Genomic DNA, 19,652 nt, shown 5'->3' on the forward strand with positions numbered 1-19,652 from the left:
TCGGCGTGGTAGGTGCCCGAATCGCCCTTGAGCACGAACGGCCGGCGCGACAAATCGACCTCGGCGACATGGTCCCACACGAACTTGGTCCCGACATGCTCGGCCTGGGCCTGCATTTCCTCCATCAGCCACGGGCCCTGAATGACGTCGCGGAAGCCGGGGTAATTTTCGACATCGGTGGTGGTGGTCAGCTGGCCGCCGGGCTGGATGCCCTGGACGACGACCGGGCTCATGCCGGCGCGGGCGGCGTAGATGGCGGCGGTGAGGCCGGCCGGGCCCGAGCCGAGGACGAGCAGGCGGGTGGAGATGGTGTTGGTCATGCGGGCCATTTAGGGAGGCGAAGGCTGCGGGGCAATCGGCGGAACTATCACGCCTCCGGATCGCTCGTCCGGCAACCCCAATGAGGAGAATTTCGATGGCCGACGACAAGCAGGCAACGCTCTATCGCATGGTCCTGCCCGATCATGAATGCCCGTTCGGACGCCGAGCGAAGGAGATGCTGGAGGCGGCGGGCTATACGATCGACGAGCATATCCTGGCAACGCGCGAGGAAGTCGATGCCTACAAGGCGAACGAAAGCGTCGCGACCACGCCGCAGGTGTTCATCGGCGGCGAGCGGGTTGGCGGGAGCGATGCGCTCGAGGCCTATCTGAAGGAGCGGGCGGAATAAGCGTCATCCCCGGACCCCGGATCTGGGACCTGCCTTGTTGTCACGACGTAAAAAGGCAGGTCCCAGGTCACGCCCGGGATGATGAATCAGCCTACAAGGTCGCGCCGCGACCGCGGACGAAGTTGAAGATGATCACGACGACCGCGATCACCAGCAGCAGGTGGATCAGTCCGCCCGCAACATGGAAGGCGAAGAAGCCAAGCGCCCACAGGACGAACAAGATGATGCCGATGGTCAGAAGCATGGGACGATCCTTTCGCGTGGTTAACGAGTCAGTAACCGCGCGGCGGCCAATGCGTTCCCTCTAGACCAGCCGGCTCTGCTTCAACGCCGCGCCGATGAAGCCCGCGAACAGCGGATGCGGGTCGAACGGGCGGCTCTTGAGCTCGGGGTGGAACTGCACGCCGATGAACCACGGGTGGTCGGGTCGCTCGACGATTTCGGGCAGCGTGCCGTCGGGCGACATGCCGCTGAAGACCAGCCCGCCCTTTTCCAGCACATCGCGATAATGGGCGTTGACCTCATAGCGGTGACGGTGGCGCTCGCTGATCTGGGTGGTGCCATAGAGCGCGGCGACGTGGCTGTTGCCGGCCAGCGTCGCGGGATAGGCGCCGAGGCGCATGGTGCCGCCGAGGTCGCCGCCCGCAGCGCGCTGCTCGAGCCCCTTCTCGCTCATCCATTCGGTGATCAGGCCGACCACCGGCTCGCTCGTCTCGCCGAATTCGGTGGTCGAGGCGGCGGCAATCCCGGCGGTGTTCCGCGCGCCCTCGATGCACGCCATCTGCATGCCGAGGCAGATGCCGAAGAAGGGCACGTCGCGCTCGCGGGCGAATTTGACGGATGCGATCTTGCCTTCGCTGCCGCGCTCGCCGAAGCCGCCGGGAACGAGGATGCCGTGGAGCGGCTCGAGTTCGGCCGCGAGATCGGGGCTGTCGCCTTCGAACAGCTCGGCGTCCAGCCAGCGGATGTTGACCTTGGTGCGGTTGGCCATGCCGCCGTGGACCAGCGCCTCGCGCAGGCTCTTGTAGGCGTCGGGCAGGCCGACATATTTGCCGACGACACCGATCGTCACTTCGCCTTCGGGATGCTCGATGCGGTCCATGATGTCGTGCCAGCGGGCGAGGTCAGGCGCGGGGGCGGTGATGCCGAACACGTCGAGCACGGCGTCGTCCATGCCCGCCTCATGATATTGCAGCGGCACGTCGTAAATCGAGCGGGCGTCGAGCGCCGGGATCACTGCCGATACGGGCACGTTGCAGAACAAGGCGATCTTCTCGCGGTCGCTCTGCGGCAGGGGCCGGTCGCAGCGGCACAGCAATACGTCGGGCTGGATGCCGAGGCTGGTCAGTTCGCGCACGCTATGCTGGGTCGGCTTGGTCTTGAGCTCGCCCGCCGCCGCGATCCACGGCACGAGCGTGGTGTGGACCGACACGGTGCGGTCGCGGCCGAGGTCGTTGCGCAGCTGGCGCAGCGCCTCGACGAACGGCAGGCTCTCGATGTCGCCGACGGTCCCGCCAATCTCGCAGATGATGAAGTCGATCCCGTCGGTCTCGTTGAGCGCGAATTCCTTGATCGCGTTGGTGACGTGGGGAATGACCTGGACCGTCGCGCCGAGATAGTCGCCGCGCCGTTCGCGCGTGATGATGTCGCGGTAGATGCGCCCGGTAGTGATGTTGTCGGATTGCTTGCCCGAGACGCCGGTAAAGCGCTCATAATGGCCGAGGTCGAGGTCGGTCTCGGCACCGTCGTCGGTGACATAGACTTCGCCATGCTGATAGGGCGACATCGTGCCCGGATCGACATTGAGATAGGGGTCGAACTTGCGGATGCGGACGGAAAATCCGCGCGCCTGGAGCAGCGCGCCGAGCGATGCGGCGAGCAGGCCTTTACCGAGCGATGAGACCACGCCGCCGGTGACGAAAATATACCGGGTCATGGGAGACGAGTCTTAGGGGCGCGCGCGGGGCGCTGGCAAGCGCTCGAATCGAATTTCAGCGAAAAGGACGGCGCGGACCGTTGTTGCGGGTCCGCGCCTAGAGGTCGATCAGCGGCCGACCGGGGCCACGATCATGATCGCCGCAAGCGGGAGCGACGAGTGGGTGTGATTGGCGGCTTCGCTGCGCGCACGCCCGATTGCCGTCGCGATTTGCGGCCTGGCCCCGTCCCAGGCGACGTTCGTGCAGTAGGCAGCGTCCGCCAGCTGACCAAGATCGCGCTCGGACTCGTTGACACCGCAGACGAAATTCACCGCCGACGAGACGCGACGATCAAGCGTTTTCTCGCCACGTGCCGAGGCCAGATTGAGATCGGCATAACTGACGCGTTTTTGCGGCAAATCAGTAACCACTCTCTTCGCAGTCACCGTAAGCGTCCTATGGCGAGCCTGCACGGGACCAGAAATGAACATGCTCGTGGTAAGCAGGATTGCGGCCATGGCGGAGATAGATTTGATGGTGCTGAACATTGGATGATACCCCCGTGAGAATGGCCCTCCATCGGACGGCCTGGGGGCTTATTGAAATTTAATTAATCAATCCGCATCAATTCTTCTGCTGATTGACCGGTATTTTCGGCGACTTGCTCGTGCATCGCCGAATGGGCCGCCGGCGTCGACGGATCGCCCTTGATGCACCGCAAAACCACCGCGACATGACTCTTCGAAATGCGCTGCCGAGTGCCGTCGGCCAACTCGGCGAACCAGCGATGAGGCTGGTGGATCAGCTGATTGATGAACTCGCAGCGCACGATCATTGTGCGATGGATTTGGAGGAATTGAAGCGGATCAAGCTTCTCGACGAAGCTGGCCATGGTCGCACTCACCAGCGAGCTCAGCTCGCCGTGATGGATGCGGACATAGTCGCCTTCCGAGGTAATCTTGTCGATCGAATCGACGTGAATACGGCGTAATCCGCTCAGTAATGGGATCCAAAGACTATCGTCATTGGTCTCATTGCGATCGTAGCGACTGCATACGAAACTCGCCTCAAACCGGTCGACGAGTCGGGAAAGCGTTTCGGCGTAGCTCTTGCGCTTGGCATTGTAGGTCGGCAAATCCGCGACGGCCGCTTCGACCATAAAATCGAACGCGCCCGACAACTCGGTTGTGCTTCGGACATGTTCGCAAGCTTTCACGCGCTTTTTGAGTGCTTCGACCTCCGCGAAATTGGCATGCTGATTGAAGCTGCAGCAGACGATGACGTAAATGGCGTCCGTATCTGAGACCCTGATCCCACTCACGTTCGGCCCTTTGTCCTGACAAGGGACTCGTTAGCATAAAATCTTGTTCGGGCCAAAATGGCACGGGCCCCCCTGGAACCCGTGCCACCGTTGCGGGATCGAGCGATCCCTAGCGCGCCGGCGTCGCGAGAGTGATCGACGACATCGCCAGCTTGCCCCCATTCGGATTGGCCGCAAAGGCGACCGCCCGGTCGACTGCGGTCTGGATCTGCGACGTGGCACTATCCCACGCGAGCTTGCCACAGCGCTTGCTCTCGGACATCCGGCCGAGGTCGCGGACGCCCTCCTGAGTGCACAGCGTACTGATCGCCCGCCCAACGCGATAGTGGAGCGCCTGCTGTCCCGGTTTGCTGGCGAGATTGAGGTCGGTGAAGCCGACATTGACGACGGGTACGTCATCGGCGTGGCTGCGGCCATGGACGGTAAAGTCGTCGGCACAGGCCGGGCTGGCAATGACGAGCAGCGAAGCGGCGGCTATGAAGATGTTGCGAGTATTGATCATGGTAAAAACCCCTGTTGTTGCTTCCCTCCGGTTGGAAGGCAGGGGTCTTTTCTCATGCGTTCAGCCGCGTTGCATTTCCTGTTCTTCGATTCGGTATGCCGGCTCGTTAAATTGTCGTAGCTTCGACGAATCGTCCACGAGCTTCGACGAATCGCCTTTGAGACAGCGCAGCACTTCGCCGACATGGCTCTTCGAGATGCGATGCTGGCTACCGTCCTGGAGCAGGGCGAACCAGCGATGCGGCTGATGGATCAGCCGGTCGACGAACGCACAACGCACGATCGTCGAGCGATGGATGTGGAGGAACTCGTTGGGATCCAACTTTTCAAGGATGGCCGTCATTGTGCCGTGCATCAGGTAGCTATTGCCCGCGCTGTGCAGGCGGCAATAATCGCCCTCCGACGTGACCTTGTCGATCGCCGGGGATTCGATCCGGCGCAGCCCACCCGAAGTCGGCACCCAGAAACACGGCGGGTCATGCCCCTCATCGCGGACGAATTCGCGGCACACGAAGCTCGCCTCGAAGCGGTCGACGAGGCGCGCAAGCGGGTCGGCATAGGCCTTGCGCTTAAGGCTGTAGGCGGCAAGGTCGGCGATCCGCGCCTCGATCACGAAGTCGAATGCGCCCGAGACTTCGAGTGAATTGAGCACGTCTTCGCACGCCATAACGCGCTGCTTGAGCGCCTCGATTTCGCTGGCGTCCGCGCGGTGGCTGAAACTGCAGCAGACGATGACCTTGAAGCCATCGGCATTGCGCTCCCGAACAACCGCCACGCCACCCCCCTCAACAGCAACAATGGCGGCGACTTAGCATGGGACGGCAATGATTGATATGTTTGGGATCCCGTGCGGGCGTTTTTTGTTTGCGCCGACGAAGGAGCGCGCCGTTACTGGACAGGGACTGCCGGCGCCTGGCCATTTGCGGGCAGGGTCGCGGGGAGCTGGCCAGCCGCCGACTGGTTGGCGTCAGGCATGCCGCCGGTCTCGGCCGGGGGAACCGGCCGCTCGCCGAACGCGGGGATGTTGCCGCCGGGAACGGTCTGCTGCTTGACTAGCGAGGTATCGATCCTGGCCGGGCCCCTCGTGGCCCCCGCGAGGGCGGCAAGCGTGATCGACAGGATGATGAACGCCGCGCCGAGCACGCCGGTCGCCCGGGTAAGGAAATCCGCCGCTCCGCGCGCGGTCATGAAGCCCGACGACGACCCGCCAACACCGAGCCCGCCGCCTTCCGACCGCTGCATCAGGATGACGACGACGAGACTGAACGCGACGAGCGTCTGGACGATGAGCAGAAAGGTGAACATGAGCGCGCTTTCGGGAGGGATTGGTTGAGGGGACAGATAGCGGGCCGGGCGATAATGTTCAACGGCGGGGACGGAATGTCGGCTCAGGCCATAACGGCGTCACCGGCGCGCCTGACGACAATCTTTTAACGATGGACGCATATTGTCATCCGCTGTAGTTTTCTCCACAATTAACCGGGGGCTGTATGCGTTTCCTGTCCTTCGCGGCCGTCGCATCGTTGATGAGCGGAGGGGCCGTTGCGGCGCTGGCGGCGCCAGTTGCGGTACCATTGGTTCGCGCCAGCCGGCCATTGGTCGCCCCGCCCGAGGCATGGGTGCTGCCCGCCGCCATCCCGCCGGCCCCGACCGCGTCGGAAGGCGCAGCGACGGTGACGCTGCTGAGCGATTCGCAAACCCGCTTTGCGGCGGACAGCGACACCAACTATTTCGCCGCAATTTACCGGATCGCCTCGTCGAAGGGGCTCGACGATGCGTCGCTGCAGGTCAGCTGGGACCCGGCGCTGAATACGCTAACGCTCCACCATTATCGCATCTTGCGCGACGGCAAGACGATCAACCTGCTCTGTGATGGGTCGGCGATAACGGTCGTGCGGCGCGAGAAGAACCTGGAGAGCGCGGCGCTCGACGGTCGGCTGACGGCGCTGATGCAGCCGGAAGATGTGCGGGTCGGCGACGTCATTGATATGGCCTACAGCCTGACCTCGCACGACCCGGCGATGGGCGGACGGTCTGAGCAGCTGAGCGGGCCGGGCGATGGCGCGGCCTTTGGCCGGTACCGGATGCGGATACTGTGGCCGACGACCAAGGCGATGAAGTGGCGCGCCTTCCCCGGCGTGCTCCAGCCGAAGTTGATCAAGACTGCGGCCGGCAACGAGCTCGTCGCGGACTTGAATGATGTCGTGACCGACGGCGACATCGCCGCGATCAAGGACGCGAAAGCGCGAGCGGCAGCTTATCTGAAGCGCGGCGTCTACCGGTTCGATCGGCATGACCAGGCTGGCGCGCGCGCCGATGCCGAAGCGGCGGTCAAGCTGGACCCGACGCTCTCCGGCGCCCACGGTCTTCTCTCGCTGATCCTGGCGAACGCACAGGATCCGGCGGCGGCTGCGGTCGCCGACAAGGCGCTCGCGCTGGACGCCAAGCAGCTGCTGGCCTGGCGCGCAAAGTCGATCGACGCTTTTCGACGCAAGCAATATGCCGAAGCGGAGAAAGATGCCGATGCTCTGGTTGCGCTCGCGCCCAAGGACGGCGCAGCGCTGATGCTCCGCGGCGGCGCGCGCTTGGCAGCGGGGCGGCGGGTCGAGGCGATGAGCGACATCGATACGGCAATCGCGATCGAGCCATCGGCAAACTTCCGCCGAGCGCGAGCAGCCGTGCTGGCGGAAGCGGGTCAGGCCGCCGAGGCGCTGGCCGAAGCCGATCGCGCGGTCGGGGCAGACCCGGTCGATGTGCCTGCACGGCTGCTCCGCGCCAATCTGCGCCAGGACGCCAAGCAGCTGCCAGGGGCGATCGCCGACTATGACCGGGTCATCGCGGTGGAGCCCTCGCCGCTTCACTATCTCCAGCGAGCAAGTGCCTGGCAGGCGCTCGACAAGACCAAGTCGCAGAGCGACATCGCCAGTGCGCTGAAGGTCGATCCACGGTCGGTTCTTGCCTTGGCCGCGCGCGCCAGCACGGCGATGGAGGATGGCAGATATGCCAGCACCGAAGCGGACATCGCCAGCATCGACAAGATCGAGCCGGGCAACCGCAGTGCGGCTTCGTTGCGCGTCCGCCTGCTCGACCGTCAGGGTCGCCATGCCGAAGCACTGCGCCAGGCCGATGCGAACGTGACGAAACTCCACGACGCCGGCGCCTATAACGAACGCTGCTGGCTCAGGGCGACGCGCAATATGGGCCTGGAATCGGCGCTGACCGATTGCGAGGCGGCGCTGAAGCTGTCGCCGACCAGCGCCGCCGCGCTCGCCAGTCGCGCATTCACGAAACTGAGAATGGGGTCACTCGATGGCGCGATCGCCGATTACGATGCGGCACTGAAGGCGTTTCCGCGGCTGCCAGCGTCGCTGTTCGGGCGGGCGGTCGCCTATGCGCGCAAGGGCGACCGGGCCAAAGCGCTGGGCGATCTGGCGACGGCGCAGACGGTGGCAGCGAGATCGAGCAGCGCTTTGCCGATTATGGCGTGACGCTGCCTGCGGGGTTTGCGCCCGACCACTCCCGCCGCCAAATGACATCGGCTCGTTACGAAGACCATTCGACGAATAACGGACGTAGGTGACGTGCTTCCCCGCCAGACATCATTAAGCTAGGCGTTCGGCAAGGGTGGGCGGCCGATGGCGGACGATGCGGAGATGGCAGAGGTCGAGCGGCGTCCAACCCTGTTCCTGAGCTATGCCCATGCCGACCAGCGGCGCGCGAAGTCGCTAGCCGCCGCGCTGGGCGTCGCAGGTTACACCGTGTGGTGGGACGCGCTGATCGAGGGCGGCGCGGGGTTCGCGCGGACGATCAACGTCGCCCTCGACAAGGCCGATGCAGTGATCGTGCTGTGGTCGGCGACCTCGATCGAAAGCGACTGGGTGTGCGACGAGGCGGCGTCGGGTCGCGATCGCAAGCGCCTGGTCCCGCTATCGCTCGACGGCACCCTGCCCCCGCTCGGCTTTCGCCAATATCATGCGATCGACCTCAGCCACTGGAAAGGCCGCGTCGGCGATCCCAAGATGGCCGCGATCGAGCGCGCCATCGCCGCGACCTGCGCCGGTGCGGTCATACGCACCAGCAGCCAGTCGGAGCCGGTTTGGAGCCCCGGCGTGTCGCGGCGCTCTGTCGGGCTGCTGCTCGGCTCGGTCGTGGTCGCGGCGGGTGGCGGGGCGATCGCGTGGCGTCAGGGTTGGGTCGGCGCGGTCGAGCTCAGCAGGAACAGCATCGCGGTGCTGCCGCTCAAGAATCTCAGCGGCAATGCCGACCAGTCCTATTTCTCGGACGGCCTGACCGAGGAGCTGCGCACCGCGCTGCGCCGGATCGACGCCTTGCAGGTGGTCGCGGCGACCTCGTCCGACGCGGTGCGCGACACGCAGGATGACGCGCGGACCATCGCCGGCCGGCTCGGCGTCGCCTTTCTCCTATCGGGGGCAGTCCAGCGCGCCGCCGACACGGTACGGATTTCGCTCGAGCTGGTCGATGCTGCGAGTGGATTCACGCGCTGGTCGACCCGGCTCGATCGCAAGCTGACCGACATTTTCGCGGTGCAAAGCGAGATCGCGCTGACCGTCGCGCAGGCACTGTCCGTGCAGATTGCGACCGCGACGCCGGCGCCGGGTGGAACCCATAGTGTCGAGGCCTATGAGCATTTCCTGCGCGGGCGTGCGTTGTTCGACCTCGCCAAGGACGAGCCGACCGATCGCGCCGGGCTGGCCGAACTCGACCTGGCCGTCGCCGCCGATCCGCAGTTCGCCCTGGCTCACGCCGCACGGGCCCGATCGATCACCGCGATTGCCGGCGAATATGTCCAGGCGGCCCAGCTCAAGCCGCTGTACGACGTGGCCATCCGGGCGGCGCAGCGGGCGATCGATCTTGCTCCGGACTTGGCCGAGGGGCAGGTGGCGATGGGCCAGGCGCTGTTCACCGGCCGCCTCGATATCCCGGCGGCACGGCCATTCTTCGACAAAGCGGCGAAGCTTGGCCGCGGCAATGCCGACATCCTGCTGATGGTCGCGCTCTATTGCGCCCGGGCGGGCCGGGCCCACGAAGGCCGCACCGCGATTACGCGCGCGATTGCGCTCGATCCGCTCAACCCGCGCGTGTTCCGCGCCGCCGCCTCGATCGAATATGCCGCGCGCCGCTATCGCGCCGTGATTGCGCCAGCGACCAAGGCGCTCGAACTCAACCCGCACATGGCCAATGCCTGGTATTTGATCGGCTATGCCAAGATGCTGACAGGGGACACGGCGGGGGCAAAGGCCGCGTTTTCCGCCGAGCCTCATGCGATTTTTCGCTTGTCGGGCCTCGCTATCCTGGCGGCGCGGACAGGTGACAAGGCCGGTGCGCGAAAAGCCTTTGATCAGCTCGTTCGCGAAGCGGGCAATAGTGGCCTCTACCAGCAGGCGCAGGTCCTGGCGCAGTGGGGCGACCGCAATGGCGCTTTTGCCGCGCTGAAACATGCGCGATTTGTTCGTGATTCCGGCCTGATCTATCTTGCCACCGATCCGCTTCTCGACCCACTTCGCGCAGACCCGAATCTTGCGGCGCTGCAGCGAGGGCTGGCAACCGGTTGACCCGCTATCGCAACGCACAGATTTGTGCGATGTTCGGCTTCCTCACGAGGAGATCGAGCATGACCATTACCAATGGACGCCCCGTCACCGACGAAGATGAAGAAGCCAATAACACCGAAATCGACAGCGATGCTGAAGGCGAAGATCGGGGAAGCGACAGTCGCGGAAGCGACAATCGCGGGAGCGGCGACAATCGCGGGAGCGGCGACAATCGCTAGCCGCTAATCCGTAGTGACTAGCGACGGATCGAGCGCCATCGCGCGCTCGATCCAGTCGCGATAATGATTGCGGTCGATCCGGGTATAGACCCCCGGCAGCGCCTTGTTCCCGCACCCGTCGCCCCAGCCGACGATCCCGACCAGCACCGGCTCGCCCTCGGTCAGGATCAGCGGGCCGCCGCTATCGCCCTGGCATGAATCCCCGCCACGCTTCCCGGCGGCGCACAGCATCGCTTCGGTGAGGCGGTCCTGATACTGTTCGATACCCGCGCAATCACGGACTTTCATGTCGACGTGAAGCAACTCGGCGGAGGCGCGGCCGTTGGCTCCCGATGCCGTCTTGCCCCACCCTGTCACGGTTACTGCATCGTCGATTTCCACCGGATCGTCGGCCAGGCGGATCGGCTCGATCCTGCTCGTGTCGTCCAGGCTGGTCTGGTCGTCGGCGACGATGTGGATGAGCATGATGTCGTCGTGCTTGGCCGTGTCGACATAACGCGCGTGGCGGACGATGCGGTCGATGCGATAGATCGCCCCTTCGCCGACATCGAGTTCACGCGCACCGAGCCGCACGCGATAGAGCGCGACATTGTCCTGCGTCACGCAATGCGCCGCGCTCAACACCCAATCGGGCGCGATCAGCGACCCACCACAGCGATGGGCGAGCTCCCACGGTTCCTTGCCGGTGCGCTGTTCGGGGGAATAGCCGTCGAAAGTCGAAAAAATCTCGGCCTGCCACGGCGCCCCGAACCGCAGAGCCAGATTGGGGGCGTCGGTGGTCTGCGCATGAAGCATGTTGCCCAAACCGGTGAGCGCCACCGCCACCCCGATGAAAAGCCGTCCCCGCATGATGAATCTCCACTGCCCGTCGAGAAGCTACACGATCTAGGTCGCAACAACAGCCGGATTAAGCGCCTTGCGCCGCTTCGACGATGGGCAGGAAGTCAGCCGCCGTCAGGCTGGCACCGCCGACCAGCGCGCCATCGACGTCCGCAACGGCGAAAATCTCGGCAGCGTTGGTCGGCTTGACCGAGCCACCGTAAAGCAGGCGCACCCCGTGCCCGGCCTCGCCATACGCCGCCACCAGCCGCGCGCGGAGGGCGGCGTGCATGTCGGCGATGTCGGCCAGCGACGGGATGAGGCCGGTGCCGATGGCCCAGATCGGTTCATAGGCGACCGCCCTGACGGGAACGGGCGGGAGCGAGGCGTCGAGCTGCGCGCTGACCGTCGCGACCGCAGCGCCAGCCTCGCGCACCGCGAGGCTCTCGCCAACGCACAGGATGACATCCAGCCCGGCGGCCATCGCCGCCATCGCCTTGGCGCGCACGGTGGCGTCGGCCTCGGCATGCCCGTCGCGGCGCTCGCTGTGGCCGACGATGACGAGGCTGGCGCCGGCGTCGTGGAGCATGTGCGCGGCGAGGTCGCCGGTGAAGGCGCCCTTGGCCTCGGCATGGACATCCTGCCCGCCGATGGCGAAGCCGGGCACGGCGCGGGCGGCGCGCTCGATCAGCGTCGACGGCAGGCACAGCGCGACGTCGACTCCGCTCGGGACTGCGGCGGCGATCCGCACGATCTCGGCGATGCTGGCGGCGCTGCCATGCATCTTCCAATTGCCAGCGACGAATTTGCGATTGGGCATGATATTCCCCTGTTTTGTAACGCAAACTAGCAAGCGCGGACGATGGGGCCAAGCATAAGGTTGTCGCGTCCCGCCCGCGCCTCTAAAGCGACGTCGTCCAATTCCCGTGAGGTCTCATGCTCGATCGTTTCCGCCGTTTCTCCAAGTCAAGGGCCGGCGGCTTTGTCCTCGCCGGTCTGGGCGTGGCGATCTTCGCCAGCTTCGCGATGGGCGATCTGAGCTCGCTCAAGAACGGCAATTTCGGCGGGGGAGGAAGCGGGCTGGTCAAGGTCGGCGGGCGCGAAGTCAGCGACCGCGACGTCGGCCAGGCATTCGACGGGCTGCTGAGCCGAGCACGCGAGCAGAACCCCGCGGCGGCGGGCAAGGATTTGGCCGGGCAGTTCGAGCCGCTGCTCGACTCGCTGATCCAGCAGATGGGGCTGGTCGCTTTTGCCGATGCGAACGGACTCAACCTGTCGAAGCGTCTGCTGGACGCCGAGATCGCGAAGCTGCCCCAAGTGCGCGGGCTGGACGGCAAATTCTCCGACGCCGCCTACCAGAATTTCCTGGCCAAGGAGCGGATGACCGACGCAGAATTGCGCAAGTTGCTGGAAGCGTCGGTGACCCAGCGGCTGATCCTGACACCCGCCGCGGCCAATCCGCGGCTATCAACCGGGCTGGCGGCCCCATATGCGGCGATGCTCATGGAGCAACGCCAGGGCCAACTGGCGCTGGTGCCGATTGCCGCCTTTGCCGCCGGGCTGAAGCCGACCGACGCCGAGGTCGCGGCTTTCTATGCTGCGAACAAGGCGCGCTACACGGTGCCCGAGCGGCGGACGCTGCGGATTGCGCGGTTCGGAACGGCGGAAATCGCGCCCGCCAGCGTGCCGACCGACGCCGAGATCGCCGCTTATTACGCCAAGAATCAGGCGCAGTATGCCGCGCGGGAGACTCGCACGATCAGCCAGGCAGTGGTGCCCGACGCCAAGGTTGCACAGGGCATTGCCGACCGGGCGAAGGGCGGTGCGGCGTTCGTTGCGGCCGCCGCGCCGGCCCGGCTGAACGCGGCCGAAGTGACCGTCGGCCCGCAAACCCGCGCCCAGTTCACCGACCTTGCCGGCGACAAGATCGCCGCTGCCGCCTTCGCGCCGACCGTCAAGGCGGGCAGCGTGATCGGGCCGCTCCGCTCTGACCTTGGCTGGCACGTCATCCGCATCGACGCGGTCACGGGCGAGCCGGGCCGGACGCTGGAGCAGGTCCGGACGGAAATCGCGACCAAGCTGGCTGCGGACAAGAAGCGAAATGCGCTCGGCGATCTGGTCGACAAGGTGCAGAACGGGATCGACGGCGGGGAGAGCTTTGCCGACGTGGTGGCGAAGAACCGGCTAACCGCGACCGAAACTCCGCTGCTGTCGGCCAATGGAACGAGCGACAATCCCGCCTTCAAATGGCCGCCCGAGCTGGCCGGGGCGCTGAAATCCGGGTTCGAGCTCACCGGACAGGATTCACCGGTGATCGAGACGTTGCCGGGCGACGTCGGCTTCGCGCTGGTCGGGCTGGGCAAGGTCATTCCTGCCGCGCCGGCGCCGCTCGCGCAGATCCGCGATCGGGTCGCGCAGGACTGGGTCGGCCAAAAGGCGATGGAGCACGCGCGCGTCGCCGCGACCGCGATCGCCGCGAAGGCCTCCGCCGGTACGCCGCTGGCGGAAGCGATGGCCACCGCCGGGGTCAACCTGCCCGCGCCGCGCCCGGTCGACACTCAAAGGATCGCACTGGCTCAAGTCCCGCCGGCCGCCGCCGCCGCGATGCGGATGCTGTTCACCCTGGCCGAAGGCAAGAGCCGAATGGTGCCTTCCCCCGAGGCCAACGGCTTTGCCATCGTCCATGTCGACAAGATCATTCCTGGCAATGCCATGGCCCAGCCGACGCTGATCGCGCGGGTGCAGGGGCAGTTTCAGCAGGGCGCATCGGAGGAATATGCGCGACAATTCCTCAATGCGATGATCGCGAAGGTCGGCGTGTCGCGCAACGACGCGGCAATCGCGGCGACCCGCCAGCGACTGACGGCGGGCGGGGCCGGGCAATAGGACGATGAGCGGCGGCGGCGCGGCGCGGCTGCTGCTGGTCGATAATTTCGACAGCTTTACGCACATGCTGGCCGACCAGCTATGCGTTGCCGGGGCGACGGTGGCGGTGTTGCGCGCCGATGTCGCCACCATTGCAACGGCGCTGGGCGATGCATATGACGGGGTCGTGATTTCGCCGGGGCCGGGCCGGCCGGAAGACGCGGGGAAATCGGTTGCGATCGCCGCCGCCTGCATTGCGGCGCGGCGGCCGTTGCTCGGCGTGTGCCTGGGCCATCAGGCGATCGCGCTGGCGTGCGGCGGCGCTGTCGAGCGGGTCGCGCCGGTGCATGGAAAGGTTGCGAGCGTGCGCCACGACGGCAGTGGGCTGTTCGCGGCCCTGCCCTCGCCATTTGCGGCGACGCGCTATCACTCGCTCGCGGTGGCGGCGTTCGGACCACCGCTCATCGCCAACGCGTGGAGCGAGGACGGCACGGTCATGGCGTTGCGCCACGTGGACGCGCCCTCGCACGGGGTGCAATTCCATCCGGAGAGCGTGGCGAGCGAAGCGGGCCCGGCATTGCTGGCGGCGTTCGTCGGCGTCGTGCGCGGGGGCGCTTGACGGCGGCCATCGCGTTGCCTACACGTTCTTCCTCTGTTCCCAGAGGAACGTGACGGAGATGCGCCGATGCTGACCGCCAAGCAGCATGAATTGCTGCACTTCATCCATGAACGCCTGGGCGAGACCGGGGTCAGCCCGAGTTTCGACGAGATGCGCGAGGCGTTGGACCTGAAGTCCAAGTCGGGCGTCCACCGGCTGATTTCGGCGCTGGAGGAACGGCGCTTCATTCGCCGTCTGCCCAATCGCGCGCGAGCCCTCGAAGTGTTGAAGATGCCTGAGTTGGCGAAGCCGGCGGCCCCGGTCGCGATGCGCTCGCCGCTGAAGGTGGTGGCCAACGACGTCATCGAGATTCCGATGCACGGGCGGATCGCGGCGGGTACGCCGATCGAGGCGCTGCAGGGCACCGAGGGCTTTGCCGTGCCGGCCGCGCTGCTGGGTCCGGGCGAACATTATGCGCTTGAGGTGTCGGGCGATTCGATGGTCGAGGAAGGCATTCTCGACGGCGATTATGCGCTGATCCGCAAGGTCGAGACGGCGCGCGAGGGCGAGATCGTGGTCGCCTTGATCGACGGGGTCGAGGCGACGCTGAAAACCTATCGCCGCGAAGGGCAGATGATCCGCCTCGACCCGGCCAACCGCCATTACGAAGCCCAGCGCTACCGCCCCGACCAGGTCGCTATCCAGGGACGGCTGGCGGGGTTGATCCGGCGCTACTGACGTGGCCGCAGAGAATGGTGCGCGGATCGACTATGTCGAACTGCCGAGCGTCACCGCGCATGAACTGACCCGCGCATTCTACGGCAAGACGTTCGGCTGGCAGTTCACCGATTTCGGTCCGGACTATGCCGCGACCGAGGGCGGCGTGGTCGATGTCGGCCTCAACGGCCAGCATGACGAGGCGCTGTCCGCCCCCCTCCCGGTCATCCGCGTCGACGATCTCGACGCCGCATTCGATGCGGTCGGCAAGGCCGGCGGCGTCATCGCCAAGCCGATCTTCGCCTTCCCCGGTGGGCGGCGGTTCCACTTCATCGACCCGTCGGGCAGCGAACTGGCCGTCTGGGCTACCGAGCGCTCATCGAGGTAGAAGAAGCGAATTGCGCCCACGGGTGATCTCCCACCCGCTCGGCCACGGTGGCGATGGTCGGGGTTTCGCCCAGCGTAATTGCCAGCCCGCCGGTGGCGGCGAGCGCGGTACGATCGAGCTTCAGCCAGCGCGGCTTGCAAGCGCGCGGCAAGCGGCGGTCGGCGATGACGATGTCGCTGGCGGCGCAGGCGGCGACGCTGTCTTTCCAATCGGGAAAATAGCTCGATCGAAAGGCGAGAATGCGCCACGTACGGCCTTCCCGCGCAACGGTGAACTGGCACGAATCGGCGCTGCAGGCGGCGTCGGGGCGATCCTCGATCCACCCGGCATCGCCGTCGAAGCCGGCGCTTTCGGTCATCAGGCTGCGAGTGAAATCGCCGCTGCGCTCGCGTAACATCAACGGTGCACCATCATTCCCGATCAGCGCGACGTGGCGTCCGTCACCGGTGACCAGCAGATCGGGCGTGGGCACGAGCATCGCCCATACCACCCCGACCGCTATCGGCATCATCCCAAACGGCCGTCCCCTGCCCCGCCACAGGCAGCACCACAGCCCGCCCGCGACGATCATTGTGAAGGCAGCGGTCGGCATCGTCGGCAGCATCGCGACCGCCCCCGGGATCGCCGCGACGCGGTGCGCAGCCCACAACAAGGCGTCGAGCGACCAGCCTGTCACGACCCAGAGCGGATGGCCGAGGCCGAGCGGATCGAGCGCCAGCGCCGCTGCCTCCAGCGGCATGGTCACGAACGTCGTCAGCGGGATGGCGACGAGGTTGGCGAGCACGCCGTAGAAGCCGGCGCGGTGGAAATGGTAGAGCGCGAACGGCATCAGCGCGAACTCGACCGCCAGCCCGGTCAGGATCAGCGAGGCGAGGTGGCGGGCGAGGCGAAAGTGAAGTCCTTCCTCGCGCCGCGCGAAAAAGGCGCGGATCGGGCCGGCCTCATGCAGCGCGATGATCGTCGCGACCGAGGCGAAGCTCATCTGGAAGCTCGGCCCGACGAGCGATTCGGGGCTGATCAACAGGACCACGACCGCCCCTGCCGCGACCAGGCGCAGGCTCAGCGCCTCGCGCCCCAAGGCCAGCCCGGCGAGCACGAGCAGCGCGGCGATACAGCTGCGCACCGTCGGCACCTGCGCTCCGGTCAGTAGCGTGTAACCGATCCCCGCCGCCGCCGCGCACCCCGCCGACACCAGCACCAGATTGAATCGCAGCGCCAGCGTCTCGCTCAGCGCCAGCAACCGCAGCGACAGGAACATCGTCGCCGCGACGACCGCGGCGATGTGCAACCCGCTGACGGATAGCAGATGGGCCAGGCCCGAGCGGCGCATCGCGACCGCATCCTCCTCTGAAATCGCATTCTGGTTGCCGCTGACGAAGGCGGTGGCGATGGTTCCCGACGGGCCGGGCAGCGACGCCTGGATGTGATGGTCCAGCCGGTCACGCAGGCCGTCGAGGCCCGATGGCGGGGCGGCCTGGGTGACGACGACTGGACCGAGCATTTTGCCGACCGCGCCAAGCTGCCTGAACCAGGCGTCACGGGCGAAATCATGGCTGCCGGGCAGCGCCATCGGCGGTGGCGGCGCAAGCCGGGCGCGCAGCCGCACGCGCGCGCCGTCGTTGAGCCCGGGCGGTGCCTTGTCGAGGTCGAGCGTCACGCGCAGCATCGGCGGCAGGGCGGGGTCGTCGGGTGCCAGTGTCAGGCGCAGCTTGCCGTCGGCGACGCGCGGCTCGGCCTTGAGCACGGTTGCGGCGAAGGCGGTGACGACCGGCCGATCGAGGCGCGGCGACGCGACCCACTCGCCCCGCGCCCACACCAGCGCCAGCCCGGCGGCGACGGTGATGCCGAGCCACCCCAGCATTTGTCCTGCCCGCCCCCGGACCAGTCCGAACCCGGCCAACGCGATACTGGCCGCGAGGCACAATAGCGCACCCCATTGCGTTGGCCCGGCCAGCCAGAACCATAATCCAATACCCAGCCCGAAACCGACCACACCCCAGATCGGCAATTGCTCGCGCTGATCGTCGAGCATGGCGTCGATCCGAGCCCACGCCGCCACTAGCCGGGCATGCCAGACCGCTCGCCGCGGTGGCAGCGCCGCATCGGCTATGCTAGTGGCGCGGGCCCAGTCCATTCCCCTCAGAACAAAGGAAAGCGCGGTTGAGCGCAAGTGATATTAAGGAAACGCGTGCAAGCGATAATCTTGTCCCGGTCGTCACGCGGTTCGCGCCGTCGCCGACTGGTTACCTGCACATTGGCGGCGCGCGCACGGCGCTGTTCAACTGGCTGTTCGCGCGGCATCATGGCGGCAGATATCTCCTGCGGATCGAGGATACCGACCGGGCGCGGTCGACCCAGCCGGCGATCGACGCGATCCTCGATGGCTTGTCCTGGCTGGGGATCGAGGGCGACGAGCCGCCGCTGTTCCAGTTCGAGCGGGCCTTGCGCCATGCCGAGGTGGCAAACGAGTTGCTCGCCAAGGGCCATGCCTATCGCTGCTTCCTGACCTCGGCGGAACTGGCCGAGCGGCGGGCGGCGGCCCAGGTCGAGCGCCGGCCATTTCGACTGACCAGCGAATGGCGCGATCGCGACGCACCGTCCGAAAACCGCCCGTTCGTGGTGCGAATCAAGGCGCCGCGCGAGGGCGAGAGCGTGATCGACGATCTGGTCCAGGGCCGCGTCACCGTCGCCAATGTCGAGCTCGACGACATGGTCCTGCTGCGCTCCGACGGAACGCCGACCTACATGCTCGCGGTTGTCGTCGACGACCACGACATGGGGGTTACGCACGTCATCCGCGGTGACGACCATTTGAATAATGCCTTCAGGCAGTTATCAATCATCACTGCGATGGGATGGGCGGTACCGGCCTACGCCCATATCCCCCTGATCCACGGCCCTGACGGGGCCAAACTGTCCAAACGCCATGGCGCGCTGGGGGTCGATGCCTATCGCGACGAACTCGGCATCCTGCCCGAGGCATTGGTCAATTATCTGCTGCGGCTCGGCTGGGGCCATGGCGACGATGAAATTTTCACGCGCGATCAAGCGGTCACATGGTTCGACCTCGATCATGTTGGCAAGAGCCCGTCGCGGATGGACTATAAGAAGCTCGAAAATCTCAACGGCCATTACATCCGCGAAGCCGATGATGCCCGGCTGGCGGCCCTCGTCGCACCCCGGCTCGATCTGCCCCGCACAGACCAAGGACTGCTCGTCCGCGCGATGCCAGAACTCAAGGCACGAGCAAATGATCTCAATGCTTTGGCGGACGGTGCTCGCTTCCTGTTCGAACAGCGACCGCTGGCTCTCGACGACAAGGCCGCAACGCTTCTCGACGATGATGCGCGCGCTCTACTCGGCCAGGCGCATGCCGCGCTGTCGGCCCTGCCCGCGTGGGATCATGACAGCCTCGACAACGCCGTTCGCGCCATCGCCGACAAGGCCGGGATCAAGCTCGGCAAGCTCGCCCAGCCGCTGCGTGCTGCGCTCACCGGGCGGACAACGTCACCGGGAATCTTCGACGTGCTCTTGCACCTTGGACAGCACGAAAGCATGGGGCGCATACGCGATCAACTGGAGCCGAACGCATGACCGAGCCGACGACCATCAAACACGGCACCACCGAGAAGCAATATGCGACGCTGCCCGGCACGGTCGGTCCCGAGGTGGTCGACATTCGCAAATTCTATGCCGACACCGGCATGTTTACCTACGACCCGGGCTTCACCTCGACCGCCGCGTGCCAGAGCGCGATCACCTATATCGACGGCGACCAGGGGATTTTGCTCCACCGCGGCTATCCGATCGATCAGTTGGCCGAGCATTCCAGCTTCATGGAGGTCAGCTATCTGCTGCTCCACGGCGAACTGCCGAACGGCGGCGAGCTTGCCGACTTCACCCGCACGATCTCGCGCCATACCATGGTCCACGAGCAATTATCGACCTTTTACAGGGGCTTCCGGCGTGACGCACACCCGATGGCGATCCTTTGCGGCGTCGTCGGGGCGCTGTCCTCCTTCTATCATGATTCGACCGACATCACCGATCCCAAGCAGCGCATGAT

Annotated in this window: 21 protein-coding genes; 10 read left to right on the forward strand and 11 right to left on the reverse strand. The window is 65.9% G+C overall.

Annotation, left to right across the window (positions count from 1 at the left end):
• The coding region (locus RMN84_RS11655; protein ID WP_309612334.1) for an FAD-dependent oxidoreductase at positions 1 to 320 on the reverse strand (320 nt) is incomplete at its 3' end.
• A gap of 95 nt (positions 321 to 415) precedes the next feature.
• Here RMN84_RS11655 and RMN84_RS11660 point away from each other — a divergent pair.
• On the forward strand, positions 416 to 670 hold the full coding sequence (locus RMN84_RS11660) for a glutaredoxin domain-containing protein (RefSeq protein WP_309612335.1): 255 nt from the start codon (positions 416 to 418) through the stop codon (positions 668 to 670).
• 91 nt (positions 671 to 761) lie between these two features.
• Here RMN84_RS11660 and RMN84_RS11665 read toward each other — a convergent pair whose 3' ends face one another.
• From RMN84_RS11665 to secG, 7 genes are all read right to left on the reverse strand, one after another.
• Positions 762 to 914 carry a lmo0937 family membrane protein gene (locus RMN84_RS11665; RefSeq protein WP_309612336.1) on the reverse strand — a complete coding sequence of 51 codons (153 nt, stop codon included), beginning with the start codon at positions 912 to 914 and terminating at the stop codon, positions 762 to 764.
• 60 nt (positions 915 to 974) lie between these two features.
• Positions 975 to 2,606: a CTP synthase gene (locus tag RMN84_RS11670; protein ID WP_309612337.1), complete on the reverse strand. Its 1,632-nt coding sequence runs from the start codon at positions 2,604 to 2,606 to the stop codon at positions 975 to 977.
• Positions 2,607 to 2,714: 108 nt separating this feature from the next.
• On the reverse strand, positions 2,715 to 3,134 hold the full coding sequence (locus tag RMN84_RS11675; RefSeq protein ID WP_309612338.1) for a UrcA family protein: 420 nt from the start codon (positions 3,132 to 3,134) through the stop codon (positions 2,715 to 2,717).
• Between the two features lie 62 nt (positions 3,135 to 3,196).
• The gene (locus RMN84_RS11680; protein ID WP_309612339.1) at positions 3,197 to 3,907 is read right to left on the reverse strand and encodes a LytTR family DNA-binding domain-containing protein; all 711 of its coding nucleotides are present in this window, start codon (positions 3,905 to 3,907) and stop codon (positions 3,197 to 3,199) included.
• Between the two features lie 109 nt (positions 3,908 to 4,016).
• Complete coding sequence (locus RMN84_RS11685) at positions 4,017 to 4,409, reverse strand: UrcA family protein (protein ID WP_309612340.1); 393 nt, start codon at positions 4,407 to 4,409, stop codon at positions 4,017 to 4,019.
• Positions 4,410 to 4,469: 60 nt separating this feature from the next.
• Complete coding sequence (locus RMN84_RS11690) at positions 4,470 to 5,183, reverse strand: LytTR family transcriptional regulator DNA-binding domain-containing protein (protein WP_309612341.1); 714 nt, start codon at positions 5,181 to 5,183, stop codon at positions 4,470 to 4,472.
• A gap of 113 nt (positions 5,184 to 5,296) precedes the next feature.
• Positions 5,297 to 5,713 carry a preprotein translocase subunit SecG gene (gene secG, locus RMN84_RS11695; RefSeq protein WP_309612342.1) on the reverse strand — a complete coding sequence of 139 codons (417 nt, stop codon included), beginning with the start codon at positions 5,711 to 5,713 and terminating at the stop codon, positions 5,297 to 5,299.
• A 221-nt stretch (positions 5,714 to 5,934) separates the two neighbouring features.
• On the opposite strand from secG, the gene RMN84_RS11700 reads away from it, so the two are divergent.
• The 3 genes from RMN84_RS11700 to RMN84_RS11710 all read left to right on the forward strand — a co-directional run bounded on the left by RMN84_RS11700 (position 5,935) and on the right by RMN84_RS11710 (position 10,199).
• Positions 5,935 to 7,896: a DUF3857 domain-containing protein gene (locus RMN84_RS11700; protein WP_309612343.1), complete on the forward strand. Its 1,962-nt coding sequence runs from the start codon at positions 5,935 to 5,937 to the stop codon at positions 7,894 to 7,896.
• 147 nt (positions 7,897 to 8,043) lie between these two features.
• Positions 8,044 to 9,981 (forward strand): TIR domain-containing protein, encoded by a 1,938-nt coding sequence (locus tag RMN84_RS11705; RefSeq protein ID WP_309612344.1) that lies wholly within the window; start codon positions 8,044 to 8,046, stop codon positions 9,979 to 9,981.
• On the forward strand, positions 9,978 to 10,199 hold the full coding sequence (locus RMN84_RS11710; protein ID WP_309612345.1) for a hypothetical protein: 222 nt from the start codon (positions 9,978 to 9,980) through the stop codon (positions 10,197 to 10,199). Before RMN84_RS11705 ends, RMN84_RS11710 begins: the two co-directional genes overlap by 4 nt.
• 3 nt (positions 10,200 to 10,202) lie before the next feature.
• Here the strand turns inward: RMN84_RS11710 and RMN84_RS11715 are convergent, their stop codons facing one another.
• On the reverse strand, positions 10,203 to 11,048 hold the full coding sequence (locus RMN84_RS11715; RefSeq protein WP_309612346.1) for a serine protease: 846 nt from the start codon (positions 11,046 to 11,048) through the stop codon (positions 10,203 to 10,205).
• 58 nt (positions 11,049 to 11,106) lie between these two features.
• Entirely contained in the window at positions 11,107 to 11,838 is a 732-nt protein-coding gene (gene tpiA, locus RMN84_RS11720) for a triose-phosphate isomerase (protein ID WP_309612347.1), read from the reverse strand.
• A 116-nt stretch (positions 11,839 to 11,954) separates the two neighbouring features.
• Between tpiA and RMN84_RS11725 the strand changes: the two genes are divergently transcribed.
• The 4 genes from RMN84_RS11725 (at position 11,955) to RMN84_RS11740 (ending at position 15,586) form a co-directional block, all read left to right on the forward strand.
• Positions 11,955 to 13,904, forward strand: a complete 1,950-nt coding sequence (locus tag RMN84_RS11725; RefSeq protein WP_309612348.1) for a peptidyl-prolyl cis-trans isomerase — start codon at positions 11,955 to 11,957, stop codon at positions 13,902 to 13,904.
• A gap of 4 nt (positions 13,905 to 13,908) precedes the next feature.
• A complete protein-coding gene (locus RMN84_RS11730) occupies positions 13,909 to 14,502 on the forward strand; it encodes an aminodeoxychorismate/anthranilate synthase component II (protein ID WP_309612349.1) in 594 nt (197 codons plus the stop codon).
• A gap of 66 nt (positions 14,503 to 14,568) precedes the next feature.
• Positions 14,569 to 15,219, forward strand: a complete 651-nt coding sequence (gene lexA / locus RMN84_RS11735; RefSeq protein ID WP_309612350.1) for a transcriptional repressor LexA — start codon at positions 14,569 to 14,571, stop codon at positions 15,217 to 15,219.
• Between the two features lies 1 nt (position 15,220).
• Positions 15,221 to 15,586: a VOC family protein gene (locus RMN84_RS11740; RefSeq protein WP_309612351.1), complete on the forward strand. Its 366-nt coding sequence runs from the start codon at positions 15,221 to 15,223 to the stop codon at positions 15,584 to 15,586.
• Here the strand turns inward: RMN84_RS11740 and RMN84_RS11745 are convergent.
• Positions 15,564 to 17,645 carry a ComEC/Rec2 family competence protein gene (locus RMN84_RS11745; protein WP_309612352.1) on the reverse strand — a complete coding sequence of 694 codons (2,082 nt, stop codon included), beginning with the start codon at positions 17,643 to 17,645 and terminating at the stop codon, positions 15,564 to 15,566. The genes RMN84_RS11740 and RMN84_RS11745 overlap by 23 nt on opposite strands.
• Positions 17,646 to 17,746: 101 nt before the next feature.
• Here RMN84_RS11745 and gltX point away from each other — a divergent pair, with 101 nt between their 5' ends.
• Both gltX and RMN84_RS11755 read left to right on the forward strand, forming a co-directional pair.
• On the forward strand, positions 17,747 to 19,180 hold the full coding sequence (gltX, locus tag RMN84_RS11750; RefSeq protein WP_309612353.1) for a glutamate--tRNA ligase: 1,434 nt from the start codon (positions 17,747 to 17,749) through the stop codon (positions 19,178 to 19,180).
• A partial coding sequence (locus tag RMN84_RS11755; protein WP_309612354.1) for a citrate/2-methylcitrate synthase occupies positions 19,177 to 19,652 on the forward strand: 476 nt, incomplete at its 3' end. The genes gltX and RMN84_RS11755, both read left to right, overlap by 4 nt.

The organism is Sphingomonas sp. (assembly GCF_031380695.1).
GTDB lineage: Bacteria > Pseudomonadota > Alphaproteobacteria > Sphingomonadales > Sphingomonadaceae > Sphingomicrobium.

What these genes read in the sequence shown, in the direction of transcription:
- RMN84_RS11660 (WP_309612335.1), top strand. Translation starts at nt 416, where the DNA reads ATGGCCGACGACAAGCAGGCAACGCTCTATCGCATGGTCCTGCCCGAT.
- RMN84_RS11665 (WP_309612336.1), bottom strand. Translation starts at nt 914, where the DNA reads ATGCTTCTGACCATCGGCATCATCTTGTTCGTCCTGTGGGCGCTTGGC.
- RMN84_RS11670 (WP_309612337.1), bottom strand. Translation starts at nt 2,606, where the DNA reads ATGACCCGGTATATTTTCGTCACCGGCGGCGTGGTCTCATCGCTCGGT.
- RMN84_RS11675 (WP_309612338.1), bottom strand. Translation starts at nt 3,134, where the DNA reads ATGTTCAGCACCATCAAATCTATCTCCGCCATGGCCGCAATCCTGCTT.
- RMN84_RS11685 (WP_309612340.1), bottom strand. Translation starts at nt 4,409, where the DNA reads ATGATCAATACTCGCAACATCTTCATAGCCGCCGCTTCGCTGCTCGTC.
- secG (WP_309612342.1), bottom strand. Translation starts at nt 5,713, where the DNA reads ATGTTCACCTTTCTGCTCATCGTCCAGACGCTCGTCGCGTTCAGTCTC.
- RMN84_RS11700 (WP_309612343.1), top strand. Translation starts at nt 5,935, where the DNA reads ATGAGCGGAGGGGCCGTTGCGGCGCTGGCGGCGCCAGTTGCGGTACCA.
- RMN84_RS11705 (WP_309612344.1), top strand. Translation starts at nt 8,044, where the DNA reads ATGGCGGACGATGCGGAGATGGCAGAGGTCGAGCGGCGTCCAACCCTG.
- RMN84_RS11715 (WP_309612346.1), bottom strand. Translation starts at nt 11,048, where the DNA reads ATGCGGGGACGGCTTTTCATCGGGGTGGCGGTGGCGCTCACCGGTTTG.
- tpiA (WP_309612347.1), bottom strand. Translation starts at nt 11,838, where the DNA reads ATGCCCAATCGCAAATTCGTCGCTGGCAATTGGAAGATGCATGGCAGC.
- RMN84_RS11725 (WP_309612348.1), top strand. Translation starts at nt 11,955, where the DNA reads ATGCTCGATCGTTTCCGCCGTTTCTCCAAGTCAAGGGCCGGCGGCTTT.
- RMN84_RS11730 (WP_309612349.1), top strand. Translation starts at nt 13,909, where the DNA reads ATGAGCGGCGGCGGCGCGGCGCGGCTGCTGCTGGTCGATAATTTCGAC.
- lexA (WP_309612350.1), top strand. Translation starts at nt 14,569, where the DNA reads ATGCTGACCGCCAAGCAGCATGAATTGCTGCACTTCATCCATGAACGC.